The organism is Candidatus Desulfosporosinus nitrosoreducens (assembly GCF_030954495.1).
Classification (GTDB): Bacteria; Bacillota; Desulfitobacteriia; order Desulfitobacteriales; family Desulfitobacteriaceae; genus Desulfosporosinus; species Desulfosporosinus nitrosoreducens.
Map to the genome: position 1 here is coordinate 54,052 of NZ_JAVHUW010000029.1, position 23,959 is coordinate 78,010.

The following is a 23,959-nucleotide window of genomic DNA, read 5'->3' on the forward strand; positions in this document are numbered from 1 at the left end:
CAACTTTTCTTCATATTGGACTTTTCGAATGTCTAAAGAATAGGCTGCCTGAATAGGGTTTAAGAAGAATTATGTTTTGGAGGGATAGGGCATGGTGGACAAAGTTGGCAAAGGACATCGCCTTGTCATGGAAAACCGAGAAACGATTGCACTCACCGGGGTCCAAAAGGTTCAATCTTTTGATCCGAAGGAGATTATTCTCGAAACAGAACTTGGAATCCTAAGCATCAAGGGAGAACAGCTAGGGATTAAACAACTCAACCTTGAAGAAAGCATGGTCGACATCGAAGGATATGTGAGTGCGCTTATTTACCATCGCCGTGCAGGCGGGAGCTCTCGCCAGGGTTTAATGCAGCGAATTTTCCGTTAATATTAATAAAGCTTAAGTTAAAGAAAGGAGGAAGAACAATCTCAGAATTCGTAACATTTTTTTGGGTTATTGCCGCGGGAGTGATGGTTGGAATAGTCTTTGATTTTTTTCGAACGTTTAGACGCTGGCAAGGGTGGGGGCCGGTTGTAACGTTTGGCGGAGATATCCTCTTTTCGCTCATAGCAATGTTTATTTTGTATCGCCTTTTCGCCAGGGCCAATGCCCTTGCCTTTCGCTTTTATAATATCTGGGGCAGTTTGTTAGGCTTGATACTTTATCTGAAGTTTTTTAGCCGTTATTTAATACGATGTTATTTTGAGCTGTATCAATTGATTACAAATCTCTTAAAACTGTTTTATCGAGGGATTCTAATTCCCATACGGGGACTTGTCCTTCTGATGCGGCCGCCTTACGCAATTTTGCGCTGGTTGAGTTTACTTCTTTATCGCCTTGGAGAACATGTTGTCTATAGACCGATTTCCAGGCTGAAGGCTAGTGTAAAGGAATGGTTGAGACAACGCTGGCCGCCTAGGACCAATGGGTAAAATTTACAAAAGGGGTTGATTACCTTTGGGGGAGTAGCTATAATGATGTCATAACTGTTTGTAGAGTCTTTGTAGATAAATTGTCCATATTTTGTCCACAGAGTTATACACAGGTTGTGTATAACTACTGAGCAAGGGTGTGCCATAGTGCAAATTGAGATTAGAGGTTTGGAAAAACTCAGCTTCCGGGAACGTCAGGCAGTAATTCTTAAGGAAAGCGGAAAGTCTTTAGAAACCATCGCTAAGCAGCTTAAGCTGAGTACAAGCTCTGTAGCTACTTTGTTAAATCGTGCCAGAAGTAAAGGGTACGAGATTGTATGTATCATTCCAAGTGGAGAACTTGGTTTAGGGGGAGAGGAATGGGATGAAGAAATCTCATCAGAAGATTAAATCAAAACAGCGGTTAAGGTTTCGTCCCGGTGTCATCTTCGTTCTTGGTCTTGTGTTTGCAGGGGCTGGCAGTTCTGCTTGGCAGCTATGGAAGCTCCACGTCTCAGTTGAACAGCAGCTGGCTCAATTGAATCAAGAAAAAGAAACCCTATTGCAACAACAGAAGTCCTTGCATGAGGAAATTGCTCAACTTAATACGCCCAGCTATATTGAACAATTGGCCCGTGAACAGTTGGGACTTGTTAAGCATGGAGAAATTCTTATTTCTCCCAAGAATTAGTACGAGACAATGTCTTATTAAACCTTGACAGGCACGAAATTTACTGCATATAATATAACTATGTATAGATAGATCATCATCACAAGGAGGAGTTTACTTCGTATGGCCATTGACGTTGGCAGTATTGTTGAAGGAGTCGTGACTGGGATCACGAACTTTGGAGCATTTATCGAATTGCCGGATAGGGTAACCGGACTTGTACATATCTCAGAAGTTGCTGATGCCTATGTCAAGGATGTTCGAGATTATTTAAAGGAGCAGGATCATGTTAAGGTAAAGGTTATTCACGTCGATGAAAAGGGAAAGATCGGACTCTCTATTAAACAGGCAAATCCTACTGTTCGCAATACGAGCCGTGAACGTCGGGTTCCACCAACTGTCTCCTTTGAAGATAAATTGGCCAAGTTTATAAAAGACAGTGATGAGCGTCAAACAGAGTTCCGTCGGGCTACAGATTCTAAACGTGGAGGAAGAGGCTCAAGCAGATATTAAAAAAAACCGCCCTAAGGCGGTTTTTTTTATGCCCATTTTTTGAAAATGCCGGTACATTTAAAAGATCATAGGCTGATGACGGCGCCCTACAGAGATATAAAATGAATGGCGTCGAAAGTTGTTGCGCATAAATGACCTTACTAGACAAGCTTTGCTATCCTGTTAAGCTATAATGTTACCATAAAAAGGTAAGAGGTGATATTGTGGCTGAATGGGCAACGTTAAAAGCAGACCAAAGCCTGCGCAGCAGGGTTTCGATGGAGAATACGTTCTTTCCCCTGATATTAGGAGGTTTTTTAGCTCGGGGTACCATATTAGGTCTCCATCCTTTTGGAGTCGCTCTTGGAGCAGCTCTGATCTTAAATGGTGAACGCGGATTTTCTTTTGGCTTATTAGGGGTTGTCCTGGGAACGATTTCACTGGGCGTAAGATCGTTGAACGAATTATCCTTTGTAATTCAAGTAACTGTAATTTTAGCTGCTCTGTCTGTGTTTTTACCCTTTATTCGCAGGAAAAAGCATGAAGGAATTTATTTAGTAATCTTTACTGGACTGATGGTGGCAGTAGTCTCTTCTCTGGCCATCAGTTTGTCCGAGCCTGATCCCTATGCCTTTTTTTTGGTAGCTCTCCAAAGTATTTTGGCAGGGGGGGTTGGAATTATTATTTGGTTTGCTCTGGGGCATAAAGAGGCAATTTGGAAGGGAGAATTTCAACGTGAACAGGGGATAGCCTGGCTGCTGATTCTTATTGGGATCATTAGCGGGCTTCAAGGTGTCCAAATAAGGGAGATAAACTTTTCGATCGTCCTGTTGAGCTTTTTCACCCTCTTTGTATCTGAACGATATGGAGCCGGTACTTCGGCAGGAGTAGGGGCAATTCTTGGCTTTTTACCTCAGTTAGCCATAAACAACGAAAACCTAATGGCAGCTGGTATTTATGGACTCGCAGGCTTTTGTACCGGCGCTTTTCGTCGTTTGGGGAAAATAGGTATTGGAACCGCTTTTATAGCCGTGATGTTAATGTTGACCGTTTTTTTGCGTCAGCAAGACGTTTATTCCCAGCTTATCTCTTCGGTTGTTGGCTTATTGTTGTTTCTTCTCTGGCCAGGTATCACTCCCCAGAAAAATTTTTTAAAGCCCAAAGCCATACCGGTAGTGGAAACAACCGTTTCCAAAGTAAAGGCCTTGGCCGAAATCTTTGATCAGATTGCTTTAAGTTATCAGGCGGCAGAGGCTGAGTCCTTTGAGGCGCGGCAGGAGGTCCCGGAACTGATGAATGTTCTGGTGGAACGGGTATGCCATACCTGTCCGACAGTCGATACCTGTTGGAACCGGGAATTTTACAAAACCTATCATATTTTTTTCGAGCTTTTCAGACTGGTCGAAAATGAGCCGGATGTGAAGTTACAGGCTTTGCCAGTTGAGTGGAAACGGCACTGCGGCCGCTTGAAGGAAATGCTATTGGGAGTGCAGTTTATCCTTGAACAAGAGAAGAATCAGGAAACCTGGCGACGGCGTTTAGTTCTCAACCAGGAGGCTTTGTCCCGGCAATTCCTTAATGTCTCCCAAGTCATTGGTAATCTGGCCAAGGAACTTCACACTCAGCACAACTGGGAAGTTGTAAAACCTTCGAGCTTAGCACGCCGTCGCCGCAATTTTTTAGATGTGGGAGTTGCCACATTTACCAAATCCGGAAATGGGATGAGTGGGGATAACTACGCCTCAATTGCCTTCTCGTCGACTCAGCACGCGTTTATTTTAAGTGACGGGATGGGTGTGGGGGAAAGTGCGGCCAAGATGAGTGCAACAGCCTTGACTCTTTTGGAGCAGCTGCTGACTACAGGATTTGATCCGGTCGGTTCCATACAGGCCTTAAATTCAATCTTGGTTTTGCGTTCTCCTGAAGAAAGCTTTGTGACCATTGATATGGCAATTCTTGATTTAGAGTCTGCGAATTTAAAATTAATCAAAGTTGGGGCCGCCTCTTCTTATTTGATTACGGCTGAAGGGGTAAAGACTCTCACCTCATCGAGTCTTCCGGTGGGTATTCTAAATCAGGTGGATATTCCGATGCTTGACGAAGAGATGAAGAACGGAGAAACTCTGGTTTTGCTGACTGATGGAGTACAAGATGTTTTAAAAGAAGAAGGAGACTGGATTGGGAGATTTTTAGAACAATTAGAGTATTCCAAATCCCAGGAACTGGCCGATCTAATAAGTTCTGAAGTTTATCGGCTGTCCGGCGGTACTTTAGAGGATGATGGAATCATCCTTGTAATACGGAAAAATTATTGGAACGAATGAAAGTTATTTTAGTTCGCTGATAAATTATCTAAACGGCAGGAAATCTGAAATGTGTGTCGAATCAAACTATTATGTCTTTATCAACGGCCTTGGTACCACAAGTCGTCTTCCTCTACCACAACTTATTATAGATATGCTAAATTCAACCGATTGTTGAATGAGAGGTACTTGTTTTCTGAAAACATACCGGGGTGATACTGGGGACTGGTAAAGCTTTCTGTGCCTGATTAGCCAGAGAAGAAATAAAATTAAGGGAGCGGATTTATTTATGGCTTGGGATGCAACCAAACTCAAAGACTGGCAAATTGCCGAAGAGGCCGAAAAAACCATGCCCACTGTTGATGAATTAGTAGAAAAATTGTCACTTAAGAAAGATGAATTGATTCCTTACGGGAAAACCCCGAAAGTTGACTTCCTAAAAATGATGGAGCGCCTCAAAGATAAGCCGGATGGCTATTATATTGAAGTAACGGCTATTACCCCAACGCCGCTTGGTGAGGGAAAAACAACGACTTCCCTGGGATTAATTGAGGGGCTTGCCAAGAGAGGGGTCAATGTTGGAGGAGCAATCCGTCAACCCTCCGGCGGACCAACGATGAATATCAAAGGTACGGCTGCCGGCGGCGGCAACGCGCTGTTGATTCCGATGACGGAGTTTTCGCTTGGTTTAACGGGAGATATTAATGATATTATGAATGCGCATAATCTGGCTATGGTTGCTCTTAATGCCCGGATGCAGCATGAGGCCAATTACACGGACGAAGAGCTGGCCAAACGGGGCCTAAAGCGCTTAGACATAGACCCCAAGAACGTTGAAATGGGCTGGATTATTGATTTTGCAGCTCAGGGGTTAAGGAATATTATCATCGGTATTGGCGGTAAAAAAGACGGCTTTCAAATGCAATCTAGGTTTGGGATTGCAGTAAGTTCCGAGTTAATGGCCATTCTGGCAATTGCCAAAGATTTGCCGGATTTGAGAGAGCGGATCGGCAAGATTATCGTCGCCTATAACAGGAAAGGCGAACCGGTTACCACCAAGGATCTGGAAGTTGACGGCGCAATGACCGCTTGGATGCGTAACACGATTAACCCGACAATTTGTTATACCGCCGAGGGTCAGCCGGTTATGGTTCATGCCGGTCCGTTTGCCAATATCGCCATTGGTCAGTCTTCGATTATTGCGGACCGTCTGGGTCTTAAAATGTTCGATTATCACGTTACGGAAAGTGGTTTTGCCGCGGATATCGGCTTTGAGAAATTCTGGAATGTTAAAGCGCGTTTGGGTGGCTTGAAACCGAATGTTTCCGTTCTCGTGGCCACAATCAGGGCTTTAAAAATGCACGGCGGCGGACCTGCCGTGGTACCAGGCCGTCCGATTCCCGAAGAGTATGTCAAGGAAAACCTTGAGCTCGTGGAAAAAGGCTGCGCCAATCTGCTGCATCACCTTAAAACCGTTAAAAAGTCCGGAATTGTACCGGTTGTCTGCGTAAATGGCTTCTATACCGATACCGAGGCGGAAATTAACTTGGTTAAGAAGATTGTCAAAGAGGCTGGGGCCCGTTGCGCTTACTCCAATCACTGGCTGTATGGCGGCGAGGGCGCACTGGAATTGGCAGACGCAGTTATGGATGCTTGCCAGGAAAAATCCGAATTTAAATGCCTCTATCCGCTGGAAACCCCCCTTCGTCAACGTGTTGAGCTTATCGCCAAGGAAGTTTACGGGGCAGACGGTGTCGATTGGTCCCCTGAGGCAGAAGCTAAGGCTATTAAGTTTGAATCCGATCCGCATTACGCCGATTTCGCTACGATGATGGTGAAAACCCACTTGAGTTTATCGCATGATCCGGCGTTGAAAGGGGTTCCGACAGGTTGGAGATTGCCGATCCGTGACATTTTAGTGTACGGCGGTGCGAAGTTCCTTTGCCCGATGGCCGGGACAATTACCTTAATGCCTGGCACAAGTTCTGATCCTGCTTACAGAAGAATTGACGTTGACACCAAAACGGGTAAAGTTAGCGGCTTGTTCTAAAAACAAGAGGTATAACTATAGAGGCTTCAGGATGTATCGGGCCCCGAGAAATCGGGGCCTTTTTTCTTACGAAAAATACGCTTTCTGCCTGCTCTAAAAAGCGAAAGTTCATAAACGCTATACTTGTTTTTTTTAATTAATGAAAAGTACCTGATTATAGCTGGGATTAAATTATTTTGTGAAGCTTATGTTTTCGCTAAATGAAAATTCCGTTAAGTATGGCATTGTGTTTATTCGGAGAGAATGTTAAGGTTAGGATGTTAGTGTTTAAAAACTGTTCCTTGATAAGAGAGTGGAGAGTCGAAGATGTTCGAAAGGTTGCGTACTGACATATTACCGGGTTTGGTTCCAAGGCATGCCAAAATAATGGTCGCTGTCTCCGGGGGGCCGGATTCTATGGCTTTAGCTCATATCCTATGGCGATATATGCGCGAAGATCCTGCCAGGGAAATTTCTCTGGTTATAACGCATGTCCATCATGGCGCCAGGAAAGAGTCCGATCAGGAAGTAAAACTTGTTCAGCAGATGGCAGAGTCCTGGAAGGTACCCTGCCGTATTCATCGCTTTGATGCTAAAGGTTATGCCAAAGCCACAGGGCAATCCTTTCAAGAGGCGGCGAGAGAATGGCGCTACGCTCGGTGGCAGGAAGATATGTGCGAAGAGGGCTGTACCCATCTGGCTACAGCCCATCATTTGGGTGATCAAGCGGAAACTATCCTCTATCGCTTATTGAGAGGGAGCGGGACTGCAGGTTTAGCGGGCATATATCCGTCTAAAGATTCTATTATCCGGCCTTTGCTGACGTTTACCAAAGCGGATATATTCCAATACTGTGAGCAGGAAAAGTTACCCTACGCTATCGACGCGTCCAATGAGCAACCCGTTTACGTCAGGAATCGAATTCGCCTGCAATTAATACCGACACTAGAACGGGATTACAATCCCCGGCTCCAGGAGGTTTTAGGACGAATGGGAGAACTCCTGCGCTGGGATGAGGATTATTTAGTACAGCAGATGGAAACGGCTTGGAATCTCTTTTTTCTAAAAGGACAAGATCAATCCGTTGGTTTAAAGGGAGAGGTATTTAAAGAACCCGCCGCTATTCTTTCCCGCTTGTTGAGGCGGGCGGCAATGCTTGTCAATCAGGAACGAAGAGGGTTAGGTTATACTTACGTTACTAAGATCATGGCCTCTCAGGGAAAGCCTGGATGGAAGCAAGACCTGCCGGGACTCAGTGTGAGAATTACGGAAGAGGGTATTTGGTTCAGTAAACCTCAAAAGCGGGAAGCCTGTGCTGGGGGGTCGCTCGTTGCGGATACGGCGAAGCCTTCCTGTCTGGATATCCCTTTGGTCTTGGGAAGTCAGCATAAGATTTCCGGTCTTGGAGTAGAGGTCGCTCTGCTCACAGAGGAAGATGTTGCCTCCTCCGCTGCGGCGTTGGACGGCCCGGGGTATGCAGTGGCTGTTTTCAGTAAGGATTTTTTGGCCCGGACTCAAGGGTCTTTGGTGTGTCGAACCCGGCGGGAAGGGGACAAAATCTGGTTTCAGGGCGTTGGGCATAAGTCTTTGAAAAAAGTATTTCAAGAAGCGAAGATCCCTGCTGCGGAAAGAAGCCGATACCTGCTGATTGCCTCCGGAAATGAGGTGCTCTGGATTCCCGGTCTTTGCCGGAGTGGACTCTGTCAGGCTGAACCAAATTCCCCAAAGGCATTTTGTGTTATTAAGCCACAAACTGGGCATTATAATCTGAATTCATTGTAAAACAAAATTCTGCATGGTATAATATGTGGAATTGCTTAGTTTAATGAGGCGATTTGCCAACTAGAGAGGAGGACCATATTTGAAGGTCTTTAAGAACGCAACAATTTATGTGCTAATCATTCTTATGGCAATTGTGTTGATTAAATGGTCGGCCCCTCCCGTGAACAAAGACGTGGGAATGGACTACAACTCCTTTAAAAAAGCAGTTGCGGAAAACCAGGTTAAAGATGTTTCGGGTGTTATAGAAAGCAATACGATTAAGTACACAGTCACCTTGAAAGACGATACCAAGCACGAAGTGATTGGTCTGGCAAACGATCCGCAGCTTTCAGCAGATTTATTATCTCATGGGCTTCCCATTACTTATTCAGTGCCGCCGGAGTCACCTTGGTGGGTTGGCTTGTTGTCTACACTCCTCCCGACTCTGATCATCGTAGGCTTGTTCTTCTTTATGATGCAGCAAAGCCAAGGCGGCGGAAACCGGGTCATGCAGTTTGGCAAAAGTAAGGCCCGTCTTGTCGGAGAAGACAAGAAAAAGGTGACCTTTGCGGATGTTGCCGGTGCGGATGAGGTCAAAGAAGAGCTCCAAGAGGTCGTTGAATTTCTGAAGTTTCCTAAAAAATTTAATGAATTAGGAGCTAAAATTCCTACAGGGGTTTTACTGTTCGGCCCTCCCGGAACAGGTAAAACCTTATTGGCGCGTGCGGTTTCAGGAGAGGCCGGTGTACCTTTTTTTAGCATTAGCGGTTCGGATTTCGTAGAGATGTTCGTTGGTGTTGGCGCTTCGCGGGTCCGGGATTTGTTTGAGCAGGCTAAGAAGAGCGCACCCTGCATTGTGTTTATCGACGAAATTGACGCTGTTGGGCGGCAACGGGGCGCAGGTCTGGGCGGCGGTCATGACGAACGCGAGCAAACTTTAAACCAGCTTCTTGTGGAGATGGATGGATTTAACGGCAACGATGGCGTAATTATTATCGCGGCTACGAACAGGGCGGATGTCCTTGATCCCGCACTGTTGCGCCCGGGGCGTTTTGACAGACAAGTGATTGTTGATGTGCCGGACGTTAAAGGCCGTGAAGAAATTTTGAAAGTTCATGCCAAAGGCAAGCCGATAACTAAAGATGTTGATCTTGGGGTAATAGCGCGGCGGACTGCCGGCTTTACAGGAGCGGATATAGCCAATTTAATTAATGAAGCAGCGCTCCTTTCCGCTCGCAGAGGAGAAACACAAATTCGTCAGCAAACTATGGAAGAATCAATTGAACGAGTCATTGCCGGACCGGAGAAGAAAACACGCGTTATTAGTCCTTTTGAAAGAAAGCTTGTATCCTATCACGAAGCGGGACACGCTTTACTGGGAGAGCTGCTGACTCATACGGACCCCTTGCACAAAGTGTCAATTATTCCGCGCGGCAGAGCTGGAGGATATACTTTGCTTCTGCCTAAAGAAGATCGCAATTATATGACAAAATCCCAGCTGCTCGATCAGGTCACCATGCTGTTGGGCGGACGGGTCTCCGAATCGGTGGTATTGCACGAAATCAGCACCGGGGCCTCCAACGACTTAGAACGGGCCACCGGTATTGTCCGCAAAATGATTACCGAATTAGGAATGTCTGAGGAATTAGGTCCCCTGACGTTTGGACATAAAGAAGAACAGGTCTTTTTGGGCAGAGATATTTCCCGTGACCGCAGTTACAGTGATACTGTGGCCTATGCCATTGACAAAGAGGCCCGCCGTATTATCGACGATTGCTATCAGAAAGCTCAAACTTTGATTCGGCAAAATCTCGACAAGCTGCAGGCTATTGCCGAAGCCTTAATGGAGCATGAGACACTGGATGTTAACAGTTTTGCCGCTTTAATGGCTAAATTTGACAAGCCGGCCGGCGAAGAAGCTTCGGAGCCGATCGTAAATTTAGAGAAAAAAGAAGAGCATCTGTCAACTCAGACTCTTGACGAGGAATTAAATAAGATTGAATAAAGATGACTGATGAGGGGAGATTATCTATGGAAAAAACATTTTTAATGCTTAAGCCGGATGCGGTTCAGAGAGGATTGGTTGGGAAAATCATTGCTCATTTCGAAGACAAAGGCTTTAAGCTTGTCGGCTTAAAACTGGTTCAAGTGGATCGTTCTTTAGCTGAGGCTCATTATGCGGAACATAAAGGCAAAGGGTTTTTTGAGCCGACCGTAACGTATATTATGTCTTCTCCTGTAGTGGCTATGGTTTGGCAGGGAAAAAATGTTGTCGCTTTAGCCAGGGAATTAATGGGGGCAACAAACCCGGCCAATGCTAATCCGGGATCAATTCGAGGAAAATATGGGATGGACATTAGCCGCAACGTGATTCACGGTTCGGATTCCGCAGCGAGTGCTGAGCGGGAGATCGCCCTCTATTTTAAACCTGAAGAACTTGCCGACTATGCCAAGGCTGGCGAAGAATGGTTGAGTGAATAGCGCAAAATAAGGACGCCCTCAGGGGTGTCCTTTTTAAAAATTCGGCTTGTTTGGGGGTGTTAAAAATGCAGTTGGAGAAAAGGGAACGGTCTTTATTAGGTTTAGGCTCCGTGTTGATCGGTTTTCTCTTTGTCATGTTGCTCAAGGCTCAAGGGGTTGCCGGCAATCAGACATTTCATCAGGAGACGGCCGTGCCGAGTTTGATTCAAACAGAACAAGAAAACCAGCAAATTTCTGATGAAAACGATAAGCTGCAGCAAGAGTTGGCTAAATATGCTCAAGGGCAAAGTGCCGCGACGTTAGCGAACCAACAACTGCAAGAGGCTGAAATGAATGCGGGTGTTGTGGCAGTGTCGGGCCCGGGAATACGCATAACCCTCGATGATTCCAAACGTGTGGCTCAGGGGCAAGACGATCCCAACAGTTATTTTATCCATGAACAGTACATTCGCGAGATTTTTAACGCTCTTTGGAACGGGGGAGCGGAGGCTATTGACGTTAATGGACAGCGAGTGACTACGAATACTGAAGTGTTTTGTGGAGGATCATTCATTCAAGTTAACGGTACTCGTCAGATGCCCCCTTATATCATAGAAGCGATCGGGGATAAAAATAATTTGACAGCGGCACTCAAGTTTTATGGCTGGGATAAGCTGGGCGATTTTCAGCAACAATATGGAATTACGCGTAAGCTTGAGATTATCGAGAAAGCGACGATTCCTGCCGGGACATTGCGAGGGTATCATTACGCTCAACCGGTCAAGGAGGGAACATAATGCAGCGTTGGAAAAGAAGTCTAGCCTTACCTGTTACCTTAGTAGCTATTGCTTTGGGTATTCTGATATCGCTGCAGGTTCAAACTCAAAAAAATGTTTCGGCTGCCGAGCAAATTAGTGCGGAACGCTTAAATCAGATGAAATCTGTTTTAGCTAATTCCCAGGCCCAGAATGCCAGGCTTCAGGAAATACATCGTACTTTATTAGACCAGTTAGATGCCGCACGAAAAAAGGTAGGAACAGATCCTCAATTACTGGATCAATTACAGCAGCTTCAGATCCTTGAGGGAACCCAGGCGGTGGAGGGACCTGGAATACAGATTAGTATTGACGACCGAAGTAAAAAAGTTCTTTTCCCTTTGAGTACGGATGATATTGCCCGGATGATCAATACCTTGAAATTTGCAGGAGCTGAGGCAATCAGCCTAAATGGTCAGCGAATTGTCAGTACGACGGCAGTTGTACTGAGCGGGAATTCGACGATTTTAGTGAACGGAGTGCCGATTAACCGGGTAGAAGGGATTCCCTATGAACTGGATGCCATCGGAGATCAAGATACCCTATTGGACTATTTTTCTAAATTAGAAGCTCCTGCCTTAAAGCAAAATGGACAGACTGTGAGTATTACCCGAAAAACTTTGAGCATTCCTTCTTTTAAGGGAGCCTATACTTTTAAATATGCAAAGCCTGTAGCCGCCGAATAATATCCGAATTTTAAGATTTCTCGAGTTTTAAAGAAGGGAATTTGCCAAGTTTAGCGAATTTAAAATATTATTGGGATAATTTGATCAAGGGCGCGGACTGTCATGGACGGTGCAAGCGGAAGCAGGGCCTTGGGTGATTCCCGAGGCTTTCTTTCTGTTAAGATTAAGGTGAAATGTCGAAATCAGGCTTCAGGCGGGGAGTGGTTGCTATTTTTCCTTCAATGGCTCGCGTAAATAAGCTCTTAGATCATAAAGATTATATCTCTTATTTGGAGATGACTAATCAACTGGAAAAGAGCCGTTATTTCTGCAAACATGGCTTTGAGCACGGCTTGAATGTTGCGCGTATCGCTTATGCTTATCTTTTAGAGCAGGGAATTGAGGTTCTCTCTAAGGAAATAGTTTATGCCGCCGCTTTCCTTCATGACATAGGACGGTGGGTCGAATATCAGACCGGTGAGGATCATGCTGAAGCAGGTGCTAGGTTGGCGCTTCCTTTATTAAAAGAGTGTAAGTTTAATTCTGAGGAAATCGATTTGATTTTAAGGGGAATACGCGAACATCGCTGTCACTCGGCCGGAGAGCTAACCCCGCTGGGTAAAGCCTTGGCCTTAGCTGATGATTGGGCGAGGGATTGTCGCAATTGTGGAGTCCAAAGTCAATGCTATAAATTTAATCATACGATGCGGGAGATTATGTATTAAATGGGGGGGGGTCAATGCAATGCAAAAATATGGTATGCGCTGGGTTGCCTTTAATAATTTAATTGAAGCTAAAATGGCTTTGACTAAAATTGGCGCCGATCCCGGAGGTATTGCCCATATGGCAGGAAAGGGATTGGGACGGGGGATAAAATTGGAGCAAGTGCCTTTGCGTGTTGCTCACATTCTTAAACAGGAGATGCTTTCGCTAGGTGGGGATGCGGCGGTGCATCGAGATGTTATTGTAAACAAGGTAGAAACTACGGATGTTATGCTGTTAGGTACGGTCCGGCAGCTTGAACATCTTTCTGCTAAAATTTTGGCCCAGCCCTTTGGCATAAAGCAACTCGGCCATGATTTAAAACTGTTGCTCTCTGCCCTTGAGTCGCCTAAACCTCGAATCTTATCCTGTCGAGGGAAAGACTTGCGGCTTGGTGAGCGGACATTGATCATGGGAATATTAAATATAACTCCTGATTCCTTTTCAGATGGAGGAAGGTTTTTTAATCTCGAAGCTGCACTGGCTCAAGCGGAGCGGTTAGTCGAAGAAGGGGCGGATATCCTGGACATAGGAGCCGAATCTACCCGGCCAGGGCATTTTGAGGTCAGTGCCGAGGAAGAGTGGCAGCGCTTGGAACCTATTGTGAAGGCCTTATTGGAACGCGTCAACGTGCCTCTTTCTATTGATACGTATAAAGCAAATGTTGCGGCCAAGGCGCTTGAAGCCGGCGCGCACATCATTAATGATGTGTGGGGACTGCAAAAAGATCCTGACATGGCGAGGGTCGTTGGTGAATACGGAGTACCTGTTGTTGTTATGCATAATCAAATTGGCACAGACTATCAATGTTTGCTGGGAGACATTCTAACCTTTTTAAGGCAGAGTATTGAATTGGCTGAAGCTCATGGCCTGGCAGGAGACCAAATCATAGTAGATCCTGGGATCGGCTTTGGCAAAACCTTGGAGCAGAACCTTGAGGTTATGTCTCGCCTGGCAGAATTTAAGTCTTTAGGACATCCTGTGTTGTTAGGGACATCACGCAAATCAATGATTGGAAAGACTTTGAATTTAAATGTAGAAGATCGCCTGGAAGGAACTTTGGCGACGAGTGTTCTAGGGGCGGCTGCCGGAGTGGATATTATACGTGTTCATGACGTCCGTGAAAATCGCAGGGCGGTGCAGATGGCGGATGCCATTGTGCGGGAACAGAGAGGAACCCATTATGTCGGGGCGTGATGTTATTCACCTTCGCGGCCTGGAGTTCTATGCTTATCACGGAGCTCTGCAGGAAGAACAGGTTCTTGGACAAAAGTTTATCATCGACATGGATCTTTTTGCGGACCTGAGCCGGGCGGGTATTTCGGACCAAGTTGAAGATACCATTCATTATGGTGAAGTTTATCAGGCGGTAAAGATATGTGTTAACGAAGATAAGTATCAATTAATAGAACATCTGGCGGAGAGAATTGCCCAAACTATTCTAAAGCAGTTTGTCTGTACCTCTGTTCGAGTGGAGGTCCATAAACCACAAGCTCCTATAGCAGGTATCTTTCGAGATATTTCTGTGGAGATATGGCGTGAGACGGGAGGAAAACCATGAGAGCGTTTTTAGGTTTGGGCAGCAATCTGGGGAATCGCGCCTTTTATTTAAGTGAGGCTGTCGCTTCCTTGAGACGTTCAACAATTACCGTTGTTGCAGTTTCTCGAATCTATGAAACAGAACCCTGGGGAGTTCAGGAACAACCTATGTACTGGAATCAGGTGATCGAAATTGAGACATCTCTTGCTCCATTGGAGCTGCTTCATGTTTGTCAGGAGATTGAGCAGCAATTAGGTCGAGTGCGCAAAGAGCATTGGGGTTCGAGGACGATTGACATTGACCTTCTTATTTACGATAATGAAGTGAGTGAATCCCCTGAATTAAAGTTACCTCATCCTTACCTGGAAGAGCGGGAGTTTGTGCTCGCTCCATTACGCGAGATTGCCCCAAATCTTATTTTACCCTCGGGACGGCTGATCAACGCGGTTTTGGGGGAAGGTAAAGTGGTTCCTTTGTAATTCATAAGAATAGGACACCGGTTGACAGACGATATCGTGAGAGTTGTACTGTTTGGGTGAAAAACCTTAAGTATGCTGGAATGAATACTATGAATAGCACCGCTTGGATCAACAAGACCGAGACGGAGGGTAGATGGAGGGCCTTCACGTTCGTGGAGGCATTTTTTTATGGGTGAATCCACCAAGATAGTGTGTTGATAACGTTTTCTCTAAAGTGGAGGTCGGAAAAATGAAGTTTGGAATAATTGGAGCGGGGATTGTAGGCACAGCTTTAGCAGTTCGCTTGGAAGAAACAGGGCACGAATGTATTGGAGTTCATACACGGAGCCGCCTTTCCTATGAACGTTTTTGCCGTTATTTAGCTAAGGACCATCTCGCTTTGGATGAACTTGTCTCGGTTGCAGATGGTTTGTTTATAACCACACAGGATGACATGATTCGAACGGTGGCTGAAAGTCTCAGCCTGAAGCCCTTAATCAAGCCGGAGCAAGTCTGGATTCATTGTTCAGGTTCCCTTCCTTCGCATGTTTTGCGGGTTAAAGACAACCTGCCTGTGCGTTGCCTTTCCTTGCACCCTCTGCAAGCCTTTGCCAGCGTGGAGAAGGCTTTGGCGATTCTCCCAGGGACGCATTTTGGGATTGAGGGAGACGATCAAGAATTCGGAGAGGGTATCGTGAAAGACCTGGGAGGGGTTCCCCATCATATCTTAGCGTCTCAAAAGTCACTTTATCATGCCGGAGCGGTTGTGGCTTCAAACTATTTAGTAGTTCTTGCTTCATTGGCTGTGGAGCTTTTTGCCGAAGCTGGAATTGAAAGAACGGAGGCATTAGCTTCCTTGCTTCCTCTGATGAGAGGGACACTCTATAATCTGGAGGAAGTAGGGATTCCTCAGGCTTTGACCGGTCCGATTGCCCGCGGGGATGCCCAAGTTGTTCAAGGACATTTGGAACATATGCCCTCAAAGCTTATAGAGATTTATAGGGGTTTAGGATTAAAAGCTCTTGAGCTTGGAGAAAACAAAAAAGCCCAGCAGGGCTTGACCTATCCGTCAGAGGAGTTAAATCAATTGAAGTTTTTGCTTGGTAAACCCATGTAGGGCCATGTAAGAGTAGGTTGGCCGAAACAGTGTCAAACAGGGGAAAAGACGGCTGACGTTAAATTTGTGCCAAGTTCAGGCTAATTTCAAATTGGAGTAAATTAGAGTAAAGAAAGGTGGAACAAAACTTGCAAAGAACTGCTAATATCACCGAACTTCGTAAACTTGTTGCGGAGAAAAAAAGGTTGGGCAAGGCTATTGCCCTCGTACCTACTATGGGGTATTTGCATAGAGGTCATTTAACGCTCATTGAGAACGCGAAACAAACGGGAGCTTACGTTGTAGTGAGCATATTTGTTAACCCATTACAATTTGGCCCTAATGAGGACTACGCCCGCTATCCGAGAGATTTGGAGAGAGATGCCCGCTTGGTAGAAGAGGCGGGAGTTGATCTTTTATTTCATCCAAGTGTTGAGGAAATGTACCCGCAGCCGATGGTTACCTTTGTTGAAGTGAGTCAGCTCGACAAGGTGTTATGCGGAGCGAATCGGCCCGGACATTTTCGCGGTGTAACTACCGTGGTCAGTAAATTGTTCCATATTGTTCAACCCGATATCGCTTTCTTTGGGCAAAAGGATTATCAGCAGTACTTGATTATTCGACGTATGGTCAGCGATTTGAATCTTCCGCTTGAGGTGAGAGGAGTACCGATCGTACGTGAAGAGGATGGGCTGGCGTTAAGCTCGCGCAATGTCTTTTTGTCAGCGGAGCAACGCCAAGAGGCCTTAATTTTGTCGCGGAGTCTGAGAGAAGCGGAGGGTCTGATTAAAAATGGAGAGCGTTCGGCCCGGGAGATTGAAGAGTTTATTCGCAAGACCATCAGCAGGGAAAGCCAGGGGCTTGTTGATTACATAGAAGTAAGGGATGCGGATGATTTATCGGACGTAGTGAACATCGAGAGACCGGTGCTGATAGCCCTTGCTGTTAGATTTGGCTCAACGCGTTTGATTGATAATAAAGTGGTGGAGGTTGAACCCGATGTATAGAATGATGATGAAATCAAAAATTCATAGAGCGTTGGTGACGGAAGCTAATCTCCAATATGTGGGAAGCATAACGATTGATTCCGTTTTGATGGAACAGGCGGATATCTTGCCCAACGAGAAAGTACAGATTGTAAATAATAATAATGGGGCAAGATTTGAAACTTACGTCATTCCCGGAGAACCTCATTCCGGAGTGATCTGCCTCAATGGCGCGGCTGCTCGTCAGGTGCAAGTGGGAGACCAGGTCATCATTATTTCTTATGCCGTGCTGACGGATGAGGCGGCGCATTTATACAAGCCGAGGGTTATTTTTGTCAATGAAAATAATCAATCGGTAAAGATTGAGACAGAAGAAGTTCATGGCCAAAAATCCTGATCAGGATCAGAGCTGAAGGCTTTCTCCCAAAGAGGATGGCTATAGTTTGCGAGAGTGGGGATATGGACTATACTACTAAAAGAGCTGTTTTTTAGAATTTAGCTCTTAACAAGATCATGTTGGGAGAGAAATCTTAATGGCACGTCAAGACATACTTCATCTCCTCGCCTCTCTACCTGGAGAGTACGTGTCGGGTGAAAAAATCAGTCAGCAATTAAATGTAACTAGAGCCTCCGTGTGGAAACAAATTAAATTGCTGAAAGAAGAAGGGTTCGAAATAGAGGCGCACACCAATAGGGGTTATCGCCTGATCAAAACTCCCCTTTCGCTCAATGAATGGGTTATTCGGCAAATGTTAGATACTTGCGCCCTCGGGCATGCCATTATTCTGGAGGACGAATTGACCTCAACCAATATTAAGGCGAAAGAATTAGCTCGTGAGGGTGGAATTCACGGGGAAGTTATTTTGGCTAAACGCCAGCGGGCCGGACGGGGGAGAATGCAGAGGGGATGGGAGTCTCCCGAAGGCGGATTATGGATGTCTGTAATCCTTCGCCCCAATCTGTCCTTAGCGGACGCCTCTAAAGTAACCCTCGCTGCGAGCGTGGCTATTGTGGATGCCCTGGCGGAACTTTATCAATTGCGGGTCGGGATTAAATGGCCCAATGACCTTATTTATAATGGCCAAAAACTTGCGGGAATACTCGGGGAAGTTGTTGGGGAATGGAATAGTGTGCAAACATTAATTTTAGGAATCGGCCTTAACGCCAACTTCACGCGCGAAAGATTGGGCTTAGCTTTGAAGCCTATAACCCTCCAAGACATTTTGGGCTATGAAGTAGATTTAAATAAATTAACGGCCACCATTTTAAGGCATTTAGAGAATCAGGTTATAGCTCTGGAAAAGAATCTATTTAAGGAATTGTGCTTAAATTGGACGGCACGAGCCGTAGGCTTGGGTTCAGAGGTGAAAGTTCTGCGGGGAGAGCAAATATTTCACGGAGTGTTTAAGGGCATCTCTCAGGATGGAGAGCTGCTTTTAAATACAGAACAGGGTACTATGTGCTTTTCCGCCGGAGAAGTTCAGCTGCGAGCTGCATCCGGTCAATATTTCTAGACACGGCTTGAGATGTAAAGATTCTAAATTCATTGCAAGTCAAGTATTCTTATTGTAAACTTATAATAGATAAGAAGTTTACAATGGAGGATGAGATTTATGAATGTACGAAGGTTGGCCATGTCTTCTGTTTTCGCAGCTTTAATGTGTTTAACCGGTATGTTGATTCACTGGGCACCCGCTTTGGTTCCTTTTAGTATTTTACCTGTTTTCGTCTACCTTTCTGGGCTTGTTCTTGGAGCGGAGTATGCCGCTATGGCTATGTTGGTGTATTTGGTATTGGGACTGTTCGGATTACCGGTTTTTGCCTCGGCTCCTTTTGGAGGATTCGGCTATATATTAAAGCCGACCTTTGGGTTCCTGCTTGGTTATGTCGCCGCCGCTTATGTTACGGGGCGTATTTACCGTGAAGGAAGCCTTTGGCGAGGGATTGTGGGAGTATTATGCGGACTTGTCATTCTATATCTCTTTGGGTTAAGCTATCTCTATATGATTTTACACTGGGTATTGCATCAATCAACGAGCGTAGCAGGTGTCTTGACCATCGGTTTTGTTCCCTTGTTGTTCTTGGGAGATTTGATTAAGGCCGGCATTGCAGTTTGGGTTGGACATGAAGTCGTTCGACGGCGGCAAGCAACCTAAAAAATTTGGCCGAGGCCAAAGGAGCGGTAATATGATTCTGTTATTTGATGTAGGTAATACAAATATTGTGCTGGGCGTTTATGATGAAAGGACATTGTCTCATCACTGGAGAGTGTCTACAGACAAATCCCGTACAGTTGATGAGTATGCGGTTGTTATTAAAAATCTCTTTGATTTCAGCGGTTTAATCTTTCAGGAAATCACTGCCGTTGTCATTTCATCGGTGGTTCCTCCGGTAATGCCTACGTTAGAAACTCTTGCCCGCAAGTATTTTGGGGTGGAGCCTCTTGTTGTTGGGCCCGGGGTAAAGACGGGCATGCCAATTATCTATGATAACCCAAGAGAGGTTGGAGCCGACCGGATTGTGAATGCCGTAGCTGCCTATGCCAAATATGGCGGGCCGCTGGTGATCGTGGATTTTGGTACGGCGACAACCTTTTGTGCCGTTTCCAAGCGCGGGGAATATTTGGGAGGAGCGATTGTTCCGGGGATTGGTATATCCACTGAGGCCTTGTTTTTGCACGCTTCCAAACTGCCTCGGGTCGAAATGGTTAAACCTACCGCCGTTATTGCCAAGAATACGGTTGCCGGAATGCAATCGGGAATTTATTACGGTTTCACCGGCCAAGTGGATGGGATTGTTAAGCGCATGAAAGAGGAACTGGGAGCTGAGACAAAAGTGGTAGCGACCGGTGGCTTGGCCCAAATGATCTCGCAAGAATCCGAAATGATTGAAACGGTCGATCCGTTTTTAACCCTTGAAGGATTGTTGTTGATTTATGAACGCAATCGGAAATAATTAGACGAGGAATTGGCATGAAGCTAGGAAATTATGACTTAGGGGTTCCTGTGTTTTTGGCTCCTTTAGCAGGAGTAACAGATAAAGCCTTCCGAGAAACAGTTTGCTCTCTCGGTGGAAAGTCTGTATGGACGGAAATGATTAGTGATAAGGCTTTAACGTATCACAATTCCAAGACTTTGAGTATGCTAGATCTAAGCGGGGAGCCTGAGCCGAGGATTGTACAGCTTTTTGGCTCTGATCCGGAAACTATGGCTCAGGCGGCGTCAATAGCCCTAAGATCTGGCGCGAACGCTATTGATATAAATATGGGGTGCCCCGCTCCCAAAATCATTAAGAATGGCGAAGGTTCAGCCCTGCTGAGGGATCTTCTTCGAGCTCAGGCGGTTGCTGAGGCTGTCGTAAAAGCTGTCGACATTCCCGTAACTGTAAAAATTCGTCTTGGGTGGAATAATGATGAGATTGTAGCTCCCGAACTTGCTCGTCGTCTTGAAGCAGCAGGAGTTCAAATGTTGACTCTTCATGCCCGAACGCGAGAACAATTTTACTCCGGCCAGGCCGATTGGAACTGGATTCGAAACGTAAAGAGTGAAGTAACAATTCCCGTCATAGGGAACGGAGATATTTTTGCCCCGGAAGATGCTCGCAAGATGATTGAACAAACAGGATGTGACGGGGTAATGATTGGGCGCGGAGCGCTGGGCAACCCGTGGCTAATTCCGCGTACTCAGTATTTCCTGGAGCAGGGCACAATATTGCCGGAACCGTCAATTGAAGAACGCCTTTTTGTTGCCATGCAACATTTTGATCGGATATTGCGCTATAAAGGTGAGCATATCGGTCTTAACGAAATGAGAAAGCATGCGGTTTGGTATATCAAAGGGGTCCGGAATGCAGCGCAACTTAGGGATGTGATTATGCAAACAAGATCCCCTGAGGAAATGCGAGCTGTCATGGCTCGAATATTGCCAAACAAAGAATAGATTTTGTCGAAGAGAGAAAAACTATGGAAACATTGCTCGCTTAGTGGAAAAGCGGTATCCTTGACAATATTTTGCAAGGTCCTTATAATAACGAGTAATGTAATTGAGGAATCCCTCAAGGAGTTCCTAGATTTAAATGAAGTACGCTAAAGGGCTGTTAGAAAGTGCATGATACTATAAATAGCACAATGCGTAGGACGAGAAAAGGGAGCGAGAAATTATGCCTGAAAAAGAAGTCATTCTGACCTTAGAAGGCCTCAAAAAACTTGAGGAAGAATTAGAACTGTCCAAAACTGTAAAACGGCGGGAAGTTGCCTTGCGTATTAAGCAAGCTATTGACTTTGGAGATATTAGTGAAAACTCTGAGTACGATGATGCCAAGAATGATCAGGCTTTCATAGAGGGCCGAATTATTACGCTTGAGAAAATGCTTAGGAACGCACGGGTTATTGACGAGGTCGAAGGAACGGATGTTGTAACTTTGGGGGCAAAGGTACTTCTGAAAGACGTTGACTTTGGAGATGAAGAAGAGTATTATATCGTTGGTTCTGCGGAAGCGGACCCTGGTACTAATAAAATCTCCAACGAATCTCCTGTAGGAAAAGCAGTTCTAGGTCAGACAAAGGGATCAATTGTGGAAGTGAATGTCCCGGCAGGGATTCTTCACTATCAGATTTTGGACATTAAGTAGGAGGTTTTTATTGTTGGGAGCCGAATGTTCTGTTGCCGATAATGAAGACGAATAAGATTTTTGAGAGTGCAGTGTTTCTGCTCAGGGTAACTGGATGCAGATACTGCACTTTGTTTATTGGGTTTGATTCACCCATAATATGGTAAATATGGCTCAATAACGATATCCGGGCGTTAGTTTAATAATCTAGAATCTTAATTCGTCTTGTTTAGCTGTGTCCATATTTGGTAAAATTGATAAGATAAGAGTAAATGATGGAGGAATAAAGATGGATAATACTAGCGACCTTTGGCAGATTCGTTTAGAAAAGCTTGACCTTTTACGTCAAGCTGATCTTGAACCCTATGCGGATCGTTATGTTCGTACCCATAAAGCACAAGATGTTTTGGATCATTTCGCAGAACTTGAGGGCCAAGAGGTCAGCGTTGCCGGTCGGATTATGAGTAAAAGAGATCAAGGAAAGGTTATCTTCGTCCATGTTCAGGATTTCAGCGGACGAATTCAGATTTACATTCGCAGGGATGATTTGGGTCAGGCTCTTTTTGATTTAATAAGCAAGTTTGATGTGGGAGATATTATTGGGATTGAAGGCATGGTTTTCCGGACAAAACGTGGGGAAATCTCTCTTCATGCCCGAATGGTCAAACTGCTTTCTAAAGCGATGAGACCGCTTCCGGAAAAATTTCATGGCCTTACGAATGTAGAAATACGATATCGACAGCGGTATTTGGATTTAGTAATGAATCCGGATGTGCGCAAAGTCTTTGTTATGCGCAGCAAAATTATTCATTGCATGAGAGAATTTCTTGAAGCGAGGGAGTTTCTTGAAGTAGAGACACCTACCCTTCATAGCATACCGGGTGGGGCAGCGGCACGTCCCTTTATTACCCATCACAATACCCTCGACATGGATCTTTATTTAAGAATCGCTCTTGAGTTGCCTTTAAAACGGCTCATTGTTGGTGGTTTTGAGAAAGTTTTTGAAATTGGCCGAACGTTCAGGAATGAAGGAATTTCGATTAAGCATAATCCGGAGTTCACCATGATGGAGCTCTATCAGGCCTATGCAAATTATGAAGATATCATGGAATTAACCGAAGAAATGATTGCCTACATTGTCAAGAAAGTTCACGGTGAAACAGAGATAACCTATCAAGGACAGCAAATAGAATTCAAAACTCCCTGGCGCAGGCTCCCGATGTTGGAAGGCATTTTGGAGTATTCGGGCGTTGATTTCCGGGCAATTGAAACGGATGAGCAAGCACGTCAGATTGCCAAGGAAAAAGGAATTCAAGCTGCAGAGGATATGTCGCGGGGAAAAATTATTAACGAGTTTTTTGAAGCCTTTGTCGAGCCTAATCTGATTCAGCCGACGTTTATTACAGGTCACCCGGTTGAGATTTCCCCACTGGCTAAGCGCAACGCCGAGCATCCGGAATATACGGATCGGTTCGAAGCCTTCATATTCGGACGCGAGCTGGCTAATGCCTTCTCCGAGTTGAACGATCCTATCGACCAGAGACAGCGCTTTGAGGCGCAAGCCGCAGAAAGGGCTAAGGGCGATGACGAGGCTCACATTTTGGATGAAGATTTTGTACAAGCATTGGAATATGGACTTCCGCCAACAGGAGGATTAGGGATAGGGATCGATCGCTTAGTTATGCTATTAACAGATTCCGCTTCCATACGGGATGTAATCCTTTTCCCGACCATGCGTCCGAGAGATGAGAACGTTCAAGACGAAGAAAACAAGGAATGATTGTTTAGGAGCAAGAGTCTGACTCATTGAGTCGGGCTCTTGCTCTTCGCAAAGGTTAGAGCTTTGCAAAGTAAAGAGTAAAAAGGTATAAATTAATGATAGGTGTACTTATCTTGAGCATTCGGGAGTATAATTGGTGTTCTTTATCATAAACGCCAGAATATATTGATTTAGACTATTTGAGTTGGAGGCTCCTGATGTGGTATAGTATCTAATGTTCGCTCGACAAAATCACAGTTAAGATTTAACTAAGGATTGTTTAGAGAAATGGATTAATAGAATAGCGATTGACCGATGGGGGTCATTAATGCTATAATGTAAATCTGATTCGAGGGAACTGGACGCTTAATGTGGTTGAATATTATGTCATTCTTGGCATATTTGACACCAGGCACATTCATGTGCCGTTGTCCATGGTCTTTGGTCGCTTCCCCGCTACCCTGCAAAAAGGTTGATGGGTGCGAAGATAGTGTCCTCGGGCTCTAGTGACACTTATCATCTATGGTCTTTGAAAACTAAACAACAAGGACAGCCAATGAGAGGGACTCGCAAGAGTTCCAAAAAGAATCATGAAATCATGAGCAAGATATCAACTTCTACTGAAGAAGTGAAATAGCTTTTTTGGAGAGTTTGATCCTGG

25 protein-coding genes are annotated in these 23,959 nt (G+C 45.3%); all 25 read left to right on the forward strand.

Annotated features, from left to right (window positions below):
- Window positions 1–91: 91 nt before the first annotated feature.
- The 25 genes from yabP to lysS all read left to right on the forward strand — a co-directional run bounded on the left by yabP (window position 92) and on the right by lysS (window position 23,319).
- Complete coding sequence (yabP, locus tag REC12_RS04225; RefSeq protein ID WP_308892562.1) at window positions 92–370, forward strand: sporulation protein YabP; 279 nt, start codon at window positions 92–94, stop codon at window positions 368–370.
- 38 nt (window positions 371–408) lie between these two features.
- Entirely contained in the window at window positions 409–915 is a 507-nt protein-coding gene (yabQ, locus tag REC12_RS04230; RefSeq protein ID WP_374214169.1) for a spore cortex biosynthesis protein YabQ, read from the forward strand.
- A 147-nt stretch (window positions 916–1,062) separates the two neighbouring features.
- Entirely contained in the window at window positions 1,063–1,305 is a 243-nt protein-coding gene (locus REC12_RS04235; RefSeq protein ID WP_308892563.1) for a sigma factor-like helix-turn-helix DNA-binding protein, read from the forward strand.
- Window positions 1,280–1,585 (forward strand): FtsB family cell division protein, encoded by a 306-nt coding sequence (locus tag REC12_RS04240; RefSeq protein ID WP_308892564.1) that lies wholly within the window; start codon window positions 1,280–1,282, stop codon window positions 1,583–1,585. Before REC12_RS04235 ends, REC12_RS04240 begins: the two co-directional genes overlap by 26 nt.
- Before the next feature lie 102 nt (window positions 1,586–1,687).
- On the forward strand, window positions 1,688–2,077 hold the full coding sequence (locus REC12_RS04245; protein WP_308892565.1) for a S1 RNA-binding domain-containing protein: 390 nt from the start codon (window positions 1,688–1,690) through the stop codon (window positions 2,075–2,077).
- Between the two features lie 203 nt (window positions 2,078–2,280).
- Window positions 2,281–4,380, forward strand: coding sequence for a SpoIIE family protein phosphatase (locus REC12_RS04250; protein WP_308892566.1), 2,100 nt, complete (start codon window positions 2,281–2,283; stop codon window positions 4,378–4,380).
- A gap of 268 nt (window positions 4,381–4,648) precedes the next feature.
- Window positions 4,649–6,409, forward strand: a complete 1,761-nt coding sequence (locus REC12_RS04255; RefSeq protein WP_308892567.1) for a formate--tetrahydrofolate ligase — start codon at window positions 4,649–4,651, stop codon at window positions 6,407–6,409.
- Window positions 6,410–6,715: 306 nt separating this feature from the next.
- A complete protein-coding gene (gene tilS / locus REC12_RS04260; RefSeq protein ID WP_308892568.1) occupies window positions 6,716–8,170 on the forward strand; it encodes a tRNA lysidine(34) synthetase TilS in 1,455 nt (484 codons plus the stop codon).
- Window positions 8,171–8,249: 79 nt separating this feature from the next.
- Entirely contained in the window at window positions 8,250–10,154 is a 1,905-nt protein-coding gene (gene ftsH / locus REC12_RS04265) for an ATP-dependent zinc metalloprotease FtsH (RefSeq protein ID WP_308892569.1), read from the forward strand.
- A 26-nt stretch (window positions 10,155–10,180) separates the two neighbouring features.
- Entirely contained in the window at window positions 10,181–10,630 is a 450-nt protein-coding gene (gene ndk, locus REC12_RS04270; protein ID WP_308892570.1) for a nucleoside-diphosphate kinase, read from the forward strand.
- A 65-nt stretch (window positions 10,631–10,695) separates the two neighbouring features.
- Window positions 10,696–11,406 carry a DUF881 domain-containing protein gene (locus REC12_RS04275; protein WP_308892571.1) on the forward strand — a complete coding sequence of 237 codons (711 nt, stop codon included), beginning with the start codon at window positions 10,696–10,698 and terminating at the stop codon, window positions 11,404–11,406.
- A complete protein-coding gene (locus REC12_RS04280; RefSeq protein WP_308892572.1) occupies window positions 11,406–12,110 on the forward strand; it encodes a DUF881 domain-containing protein in 705 nt (234 codons plus the stop codon). Before REC12_RS04275 ends, REC12_RS04280 begins: the two co-directional genes overlap by 1 nt.
- A 221-nt stretch (window positions 12,111–12,331) precedes the next feature.
- Window positions 12,332–12,814, forward strand: a complete 483-nt coding sequence (locus tag REC12_RS04285) for an HD domain-containing protein (RefSeq protein ID WP_374214170.1) — start codon at window positions 12,332–12,334, stop codon at window positions 12,812–12,814.
- Between the two features lie 19 nt (window positions 12,815–12,833).
- Window positions 12,834–14,048, forward strand: a complete 1,215-nt coding sequence (folP, locus tag REC12_RS04290; RefSeq protein WP_308892574.1) for a dihydropteroate synthase — start codon at window positions 12,834–12,836, stop codon at window positions 14,046–14,048.
- Window positions 14,035–14,412: a dihydroneopterin aldolase gene (gene folB, locus REC12_RS04295; RefSeq protein WP_308892575.1), complete on the forward strand. Its 378-nt coding sequence runs from the start codon at window positions 14,035–14,037 to the stop codon at window positions 14,410–14,412. The genes folP and folB overlap by 14 nt, the downstream gene beginning before the upstream one ends.
- Window positions 14,409–14,870, forward strand: coding sequence for a 2-amino-4-hydroxy-6-hydroxymethyldihydropteridine diphosphokinase (gene folK / locus REC12_RS04300; protein WP_308892576.1), 462 nt, complete (start codon window positions 14,409–14,411; stop codon window positions 14,868–14,870). The genes folB and folK overlap by 4 nt, the downstream gene beginning before the upstream one ends.
- A 214-nt stretch (window positions 14,871–15,084) precedes the next feature.
- Window positions 15,085–15,966, forward strand: a complete 882-nt coding sequence (locus tag REC12_RS04305) for a Rossmann-like and DUF2520 domain-containing protein (protein WP_374214168.1) — start codon at window positions 15,085–15,087, stop codon at window positions 15,964–15,966.
- A 128-nt stretch (window positions 15,967–16,094) separates the two neighbouring features.
- Window positions 16,095–16,952: a pantoate--beta-alanine ligase gene (gene panC, locus REC12_RS04310; protein ID WP_308892578.1), complete on the forward strand. Its 858-nt coding sequence runs from the start codon at window positions 16,095–16,097 to the stop codon at window positions 16,950–16,952.
- A complete protein-coding gene (gene panD / locus REC12_RS04315) occupies window positions 16,945–17,328 on the forward strand; it encodes an aspartate 1-decarboxylase (RefSeq protein WP_308892579.1) in 384 nt (127 codons plus the stop codon). Before panC ends, panD begins: the two co-directional genes overlap by 8 nt.
- Window positions 17,329–17,464: 136 nt before the next feature.
- Window positions 17,465–18,445 carry a biotin--[acetyl-CoA-carboxylase] ligase gene (locus tag REC12_RS04320; RefSeq protein ID WP_308892580.1) on the forward strand — a complete coding sequence of 327 codons (981 nt, stop codon included), beginning with the start codon at window positions 17,465–17,467 and terminating at the stop codon, window positions 18,443–18,445.
- Between the two features lie 99 nt (window positions 18,446–18,544).
- The gene (locus tag REC12_RS04325) at window positions 18,545–19,087 is read left to right on the forward strand and encodes a biotin transporter BioY (protein WP_308892581.1); all 543 of its coding nucleotides are present in this window, start codon (window positions 18,545–18,547) and stop codon (window positions 19,085–19,087) included.
- A 31-nt stretch (window positions 19,088–19,118) separates the two neighbouring features.
- Window positions 19,119–19,886 (forward strand): type III pantothenate kinase, encoded by a 768-nt coding sequence (locus tag REC12_RS04330; protein WP_308892582.1) that lies wholly within the window; start codon window positions 19,119–19,121, stop codon window positions 19,884–19,886.
- 17 nt (window positions 19,887–19,903) lie between these two features.
- Window positions 19,904–20,869: a tRNA dihydrouridine synthase DusB gene (gene dusB / locus REC12_RS04335; RefSeq protein ID WP_308892583.1), complete on the forward strand. Its 966-nt coding sequence runs from the start codon at window positions 19,904–19,906 to the stop codon at window positions 20,867–20,869.
- Window positions 20,870–21,089: 220 nt separating this feature from the next.
- Window positions 21,090–21,560 carry a transcription elongation factor GreA gene (gene greA / locus REC12_RS04340; RefSeq protein WP_308892584.1) on the forward strand — a complete coding sequence of 157 codons (471 nt, stop codon included), beginning with the start codon at window positions 21,090–21,092 and terminating at the stop codon, window positions 21,558–21,560.
- A gap of 268 nt (window positions 21,561–21,828) precedes the next feature.
- Window positions 21,829–23,319: a lysine--tRNA ligase gene (lysS, locus tag REC12_RS04345; RefSeq protein WP_308892585.1), complete on the forward strand. Its 1,491-nt coding sequence runs from the start codon at window positions 21,829–21,831 to the stop codon at window positions 23,317–23,319.
- Window positions 23,320–23,959: the final 640 nt, after the last annotated feature.